Consider the following 5714-nt stretch of genomic DNA (forward strand, 5'->3'; position numbering starts at 1 on the left):
CACCCGCTCGCCCGCGCGCAACAGCAGGCTCGCGAGCGCCAGGGTCAGAACCTCCGCCCGGTCCCGCTTCGACGGCAACGCCGCCCCCGAGTGATAGCGCATCGAGGGCGAGGCGTCGCGCCACAGCCACAGGCTTTGCGCCGCCTCCCACTCCTGATCGCGGATAAACAGCGCGTCGGATTTCCCCGACTGCCGCCAATCGATCCGGCTGATGGAATCGCCGGTCGCATAGGGGCGGAACTGCCAAAAACTATCGCCCGTGCCGACGCGGCGGCGACCATGCACCCCCGGCGCGACTGTGGCGGCCACACGCAGGGCCGCCACCAACAACGGCGGCAACCCCCGCGCGGCGTCGAGCGCGGCCTGTTGGCGGGTAAGACTGAGGCTGCGCCGGTCGCCATCCGTGCCCCTAGCCCAATTCTTCGATCAAACGGGCGATAACATCGGCGACCGTCACCCCATCGGCGCGCGCGGCGAAACTCAGCGCCAAGCGATGCCGTAGCACCGGCGGGGCGAGCGCCGCCACATCGTCCAGCGAGGGCGACAGACGGCCTTGCAGCAAGGCGCGGGCACGGGCAGCCAAGAGCAGCGCCTGACTGGCGCGCGGCCCCGGTCCCCAAGCCACCGAATCACGCACCAACTCGATCGCGCTACTTTCGGGCCGCCCGGCGCGCACGAGGCGCAAGACGCCATCGACCACTGAATCGCCGACCGGCAGAACGCGCACCAGCGCTTGCAAGCGCAATAGCTCGCCTTCCTGCAAGACCTTATCCGTCGGCGGTTCGGCAACGCCTGTGGTCGCCAGCAACATCGTTCGTTCCGCGTCCCAATCCGGATAATCGACGGCGATGTTCAGCAGAAAACGGTCGAGCTGGGCTTCGGGCAGCGGATAGGTGCCCTCCTGCTCCACCGGGTTTTGCGTAGCGAACACATGGAACGGCGCGGGCAGCGCGCGCAAATGACCCGCCACCGACACGCTGCGTTCCTGCATCGCCTGCAACAGCGCCGACTGCGTGCGCGGGCTGGCACGGTTGATTTCATCGGCCATCAGTAGTTGGCAGAAAATCGGCCCTTCGATGAAGCGGAACGCCCGTCGGCCATCGGCCCCGTCTTCCAGCACTTCGGAGCCCAAAATATCGGCGGGCATCAGATCGGGGGTAAACTGCACGCGGCGGTCGGTGAGCCCCAAGACGGTGGCGAGCGCGGTGACGAGCTTGGTTTTCGCGAGCCCCGGCATGCCAACCAGCAGGCCGTGACCGCCCGCCAGCAGCGTGACCAGGGTTTCTTCGATCACCCGATCTTGCCCGAAAATCACCCTGCCCAGGGCGGCGCGGGTTTTTGCGAGCGTTTGCCCGGCGTCGGCAATATCATCGGCCAAACGGGCCGCATCTGTTGGGGGGGCGAGGACGCTCACGCTAAACCTCCTTCTTCATACCGACGCAGTCTTAAACGACCGGCCTTAAACCCAAGATGATGTGGGGATTAACCCCGTCAAGCGACGCAATCCGTCCCGAGAGATTCAGCATGACCGAAAAGGCCCCGCCCCTCCAGCCCCAAACCGCATTCCCCGCCCTCGACCCGATCTGCGGCGATTTCAGCATCGCCATTCGGCGCGACGGCACTTGGACCTATCAGGGCTCCCCCATCGGCGGATGCCCTTGGTGAAGCTCTTCGCTTCGGTTCTGCGCCGGGTGGGCGACGAGTATTGGCTGGTGACGCCAGTGGAGCGCGGCCGGATTGAGGTTGAAGACGTGCCCTTCCTCGCCGTCGAGCTTTCGGCCCAAGGTGCGGGGGATGCCCAAGTTTTGAGTTTCCGCACCAATCTTGACGAAATCGTGACACTGGACGCCAATCATCCGCTTTGGGTGCAGCAGGGCGCTGACATAGAGGGGCCGCAACCCTATATCTTAGTGAAACCGGGGCTGGAGGCTCGCTTGGTTCGCAGTGTCTTTTATCATCTGGTCGATCTGGCCGTGATCGACGCGGCGGGCCGAACGGGGGTATGGAGCGCAGGCCGCTTCTTCCCCCTGGATTAAAATGAGGGTTGGGAGCGTAAACGTGCAGGACGTGGAACAGGCAATTTCGGAAGCCGAGATTCGGGCGCGGCTGCAAGCGCATCGGAGTTTAGGCGAGCACGGCGATCACGCCTTAAGCGGTCTGCCGCCCCTCGTGCTGCCCGATGCCCCGACCCCGCCGCGCCCAGCGGCGGTTCTGGTGCCGATCCTTACCCACGCCAGCGGCTCCACGGTTCTGTTGACCCGCCGCACCGACCATTTGCACGATCACGCTGGGCAGATCAGTTTCCCCGGCGGGCGCATTGAGGCCGATGACGAAAGCCCGGAGGCCGCCGCCCTGCGCGAGGCGCAAGAAGAAGTGGGGCTCGATCCCGCCGCCGTCGATCTGCTCGGGCGGCTCGATCTCTACCGCACGGTCACGGGCTATGCCGTTACCCCCATCGTTGGACTAGTGTCGCCCACGGCGCGCTTCACGCCTGACCCATTCGAGGTAGCGGATATTTTCGAAGTGCCGCTGGGGTTTATTCTCGATCCGCGCAATCACCAGAAGCATTTCCGCGACACCCCCTTCGGGCGGCGCTATTTCTACGTGCTGCCCTATCGGGACCGTTATATTTGGGGAGCAACTGCTGGAATGTTGGTGAACTTCAGCCGGGTATTGAGTGGCGCATGATCCGTCTTCTCCTCACCTTCGTCGTGCCGCTGCTGCTGCCCTTTATCGTCTATGCCGTCTGGGGCTGGTTGCGGCGGCGGCAAGCGGTTGCGCGCGGCGAGCCGATGCCCGACCTTAAAGGCCCGCCGGTCGTGTGGCTCGGTATCGTGGGGATCGGGCTGGTTATTCTCGTGCTCGGCGGGCTGAGCTTGCAGCGCGGGCAAGGCACGCTGGGAAGCTATGCCCCGCCCCATGTGGAAAATGGCCGCATCGTGCCCGGTACAATGAAGTAATGGGGGCCGCGCCGGGTCTTCTCCTTCCCCCCGCCGACTGGTGGCAGGGGGCGAAGACGCAAGCCGTTCTAAGGGCATTGCAAGGCGAGGCCCGCTTTGTCGGCGGGGCGGTGCGCGATGCACTGCTGGGCCTGCCGGTGCACGATATCGATCTTGCAACGCCGCTGCCGCCCGAAACAGTGATGGCGCGGGCCAGGGCGGCGGGGCTGAAAGCCATTCCCACAGGCCTTGAGCACGGCACGATCACCCTGGTCAGCGGCGGCAAGCCCTTCGAAGTCACCACCTTGCGCCGGGATGTCGCCACCGATGGGCGGCATGCAATCGTTGCGTTTACCGAACAATGGCTTGACGACGCCGCCCGACGCGATTTTACCCTGAATGCGCTTTATGCCGATGGCGCGGGCCGGGTCTATGACCCCGTCGGCGGCTTGCCCGATCTTCAGGCGGGCCATTTGCGCTTCATCGGCGATGCCCGCGCGCGGATTGCGGAAGATTACCTGCGCATCCTGCGCTATTTCCGCTTCCAAGCCCGCTATGGCCGCGTGCCGCCCGATCCGGGGCTTTTAGCGATTTTAGCCGAGTGTGCGCCGGGGTTGGACCGTCTTTCCGCCGAACGAATCTGGTCCGAACTAAAAAAACTGCTCGCCTGCACCGATCCGCGCGCCAGCCTGGAGGCGATGCAGCAAAGCGGCATTCTGCGCCGGATTCTGCCCGAAGCGCGCGCCGATGCCGGGCCGATCCTCGCCGCCCTGCCCGCCGCCCCCGGATGGGCGGCGCGGCTGTTGGCGCTGTTGCCCGAAGGCGCGGGGCTTCCCGGCTATGCCGGGCGCTTGCGCTGGAGCAAGGAAGAGCTTCACTTCCTTTCGATTGCGCAACAAATGGCCGAAACTGAGCTTTCATACCCCTATGGGTTGCTGCGCCGCTGGGGGCCGGAGCCACTGAAAACCGGGATTTTGGTGCGGGCGGCGCGCGGGAATCCCGACCGGCTGCCGTGGTTGCCGCTGCTGGAAATCCCCCTGCCCGCCTTCCCCATCGGCGGGGCCGATGTGCAGGCGCTGGGGGTTGCGCCGGGGCCGGTGATGGGCAAGCTTCTGAGCGAAGCCGAACGCTGGTGGGAAAGCGGCGGCTGCCGGGCCAACCGCGCCGAAACCCTCGCCTATCTCGCCGAAATCCTGCCGCCTGAGTGAGCCCGACGATGACGCCTGCCCCCGCTTCCTGGCGCGCGATGCGCCCCGACGATCTGCCCCAGGTGAACGCCATCGCCGATAGGGTGCATGAGGCCTATCCCGAAGACCCGATGGTCTGTACCGAGCGGCTTCGACTGTTTCCGCCAGGATCGCGCGTCGCCGAACGGGCGGGTGAATTGATCGGCTATGCCGTCGCCCATCCCTGGCACCTGCTGCCCCCGCCTTTGGATTCGCTTCTTGTTGCATTACCGGAACAAAAATGACTGCCTGTATTTACACGATGTCGCCCTGCTGCCCGAAACGCGTGGCGCGCGCTTAGGTGAGGCGCTCGTCGGCTATTTGCAGGATTTGGCCGGGCAGATCGCAGCGCCTCGCCTCGCCCTCACTGCTGTTTATGAAACGCCGCGCTACTGGTCCCGCTTCGGCTTTACGCCCTATCGAACACCAGCGATTGCCGAAAAACTGGCGAGCTACGGCGCAACCGCGACTTTTATGGTGCGCGAAATCGCTTAATCCAGCATTAGCCACGCCCAGAGTTTCGCCGGAACGTCGCCGCCGGTGACGCGCGCCATCGGGCTATTGTCGTCATTACCAAGCCAAACCCCGGCGACGCGGCCCTGGGTGCTGTCCCACCCGACGAACCAGGCATCGCGATAGTCGGAGGTTGTTCCGGATTTGCCCACCGCCCCCTCGCCAACGACCCCAGCGGCTTTACCGGTGCCGTGGGTGATAACGCCGCGCAGCATCGCCCGCATGCTCTCGGCAATCGCGGGATCGATCACCGTATCGCCCAAAGGCGCACCCTGCCACAGCAACGCCCCCGCCCGGTCGCGGATGCTGAGAATACCATAGGGCCACGCGGCCTTGCCGCCATTGGCGAGCGCGGCATAGGCGCCGGTGAGGTCGAGCAAAGTCACCTCGCCCGCTCCCAAGGCCACGGCCAAATTAGCCGGGAGTTTTGCGCGAATGCCTAATCGGTGCGCAAGCGAAATGACTTTTTTAATACCAACATCCTGCGCCAGCCGCACGGTCGGTATATTCAGCGATTCGGCGAGGGCCTGCGACAAGCTCACCGAGCCGCGAAAGCGGCGGTCGTAATTCTCCGGTGTCCAGGAACCGATGCGTAAGGGCGAATCCTCGACGCGGCTCTCGGCGGTCCAGCCCGCTTCCATCGCCGCCAGAAACACGAAGGGTTTGAAGCTGGAGCCGGGCTGGCGCGGCGCGAGCGCGCGGTTGAACTGGGAGCGGCGGTAATCGCGGCCGCCGACCAGCGCCCGAATCGCGCCATCGGGATCGAGAATCACCGCCGCGCCCTCGCCGATTTTCCGGTCGCTCCCCTCCTGGGCCAACATCGCCGCCAGCTTTTCCTCGGTTTGGCGCTGCAACGCCGGATCGAGCGTGGTTTGCACCACCAAATCGCGATCAATCGGCACGATATCGCCCAATTCCTCCATCACCCAATCGGCGAAATGCCGTCCGGGGCGCGGGGGCGGCGATCTGGCCCAGCATCGGCGCGCCGCTGGCAATCGCGGCCGTCGCGGCGGCTTGGGAGATGAAATCGGCGCGC

Annotated in this window: 10 protein-coding genes; 7 read left to right on the plus strand and 3 right to left on the minus strand. The window is 65.3% G+C overall.

Features of this window, described 5'->3' with window-relative positions:
* Positions 1–339 (minus strand): DUF58 domain-containing protein (locus VZ95_RS16440; RefSeq protein WP_156995351.1); only part of this gene is annotated, 339 nt, incomplete at its 3' end.
* A gap of 70 nt (positions 340–409) precedes the next feature.
* Positions 410–1414 (minus strand): AAA family ATPase, encoded by a 1005-nt coding sequence (locus VZ95_RS16445; RefSeq protein WP_084627861.1) that lies wholly within the window; start codon positions 1412–1414, stop codon positions 410–412.
* A 110-nt stretch (positions 1415–1524) separates the two neighbouring features.
* Here VZ95_RS16445 and VZ95_RS27390 point away from each other — a divergent pair, with 110 nt between their 5' ends.
* From VZ95_RS27390 to VZ95_RS27400, 7 genes are read left to right on the plus strand one after another with little or no spacing between them, the layout of a single operon-like run.
* Positions 1525–1665, plus strand: coding sequence for a hypothetical protein (locus tag VZ95_RS27390; protein ID WP_156995352.1), 141 nt, complete (start codon positions 1525–1527; stop codon positions 1663–1665).
* Positions 1662–2036, plus strand: coding sequence for a DUF1285 domain-containing protein (locus VZ95_RS16450; protein WP_052711865.1), 375 nt, complete (start codon positions 1662–1664; stop codon positions 2034–2036). Before VZ95_RS27390 ends, VZ95_RS16450 begins: the two co-directional genes overlap by 4 nt.
* A 22-nt stretch (positions 2037–2058) precedes the next feature.
* Complete coding sequence (locus VZ95_RS16455; protein ID WP_232302711.1) at positions 2059–2688, plus strand: CoA pyrophosphatase; 630 nt, start codon at positions 2059–2061, stop codon at positions 2686–2688.
* The gene (locus VZ95_RS16460) at positions 2685–2960 is read left to right on the plus strand and encodes a DUF6111 family protein (protein WP_045776821.1); all 276 of its coding nucleotides are present in this window, start codon (positions 2685–2687) and stop codon (positions 2958–2960) included. The genes VZ95_RS16455 and VZ95_RS16460 overlap by 4 nt, the downstream gene beginning before the upstream one ends.
* Positions 2960–4147, plus strand: coding sequence for a CCA tRNA nucleotidyltransferase (locus VZ95_RS16465; RefSeq protein ID WP_045776822.1), 1188 nt, complete (start codon positions 2960–2962; stop codon positions 4145–4147). Before VZ95_RS16460 ends, VZ95_RS16465 begins: the two co-directional genes overlap by 1 nt.
* 8 nt (positions 4148–4155) lie before the next feature.
* Positions 4156–4410, plus strand: a complete 255-nt coding sequence (locus VZ95_RS27395) for a GNAT family N-acetyltransferase (protein ID WP_232302712.1) — start codon at positions 4156–4158, stop codon at positions 4408–4410.
* Positions 4385–4660 carry a GNAT family N-acetyltransferase gene (locus tag VZ95_RS27400; RefSeq protein ID WP_232302713.1) on the plus strand — a complete coding sequence of 92 codons (276 nt, stop codon included), beginning with the start codon at positions 4385–4387 and terminating at the stop codon, positions 4658–4660. Before VZ95_RS27395 ends, VZ95_RS27400 begins: the two co-directional genes overlap by 26 nt.
* Here VZ95_RS27400 and VZ95_RS16475 read toward each other — a convergent pair.
* The coding region (locus VZ95_RS16475) for a transglycosylase domain-containing protein (RefSeq protein WP_269747122.1) at positions 4657–5714 on the minus strand (1058 nt) is incomplete at its 5' end. The genes VZ95_RS27400 and VZ95_RS16475 overlap by 4 nt on opposite strands.

The organism is Elstera litoralis, from assembly GCF_000963705.1.
Classification (GTDB): domain Bacteria; phylum Pseudomonadota; class Alphaproteobacteria; order Elsterales; family Elsteraceae; genus Elstera; species Elstera litoralis.

Coding starts and splice junctions, on each gene's coding strand:
- VZ95_RS27390 (WP_156995352.1), top strand. CDS start 1,525: ATGACCGAAAAGGCCCCGCCCCTCCAGCCCCAAACCGCATTCCCCGCC.
- VZ95_RS16460 (WP_045776821.1), top strand. CDS start 2,685: ATGATCCGTCTTCTCCTCACCTTCGTCGTGCCGCTGCTGCTGCCCTTT.
- VZ95_RS16465 (WP_045776822.1), top strand. CDS start 2,960: ATGGGGGCCGCGCCGGGTCTTCTCCTTCCCCCCGCCGACTGGTGGCAG.
- VZ95_RS27395 (WP_232302712.1), top strand. CDS start 4,156: ATGACGCCTGCCCCCGCTTCCTGGCGCGCGATGCGCCCCGACGATCTG.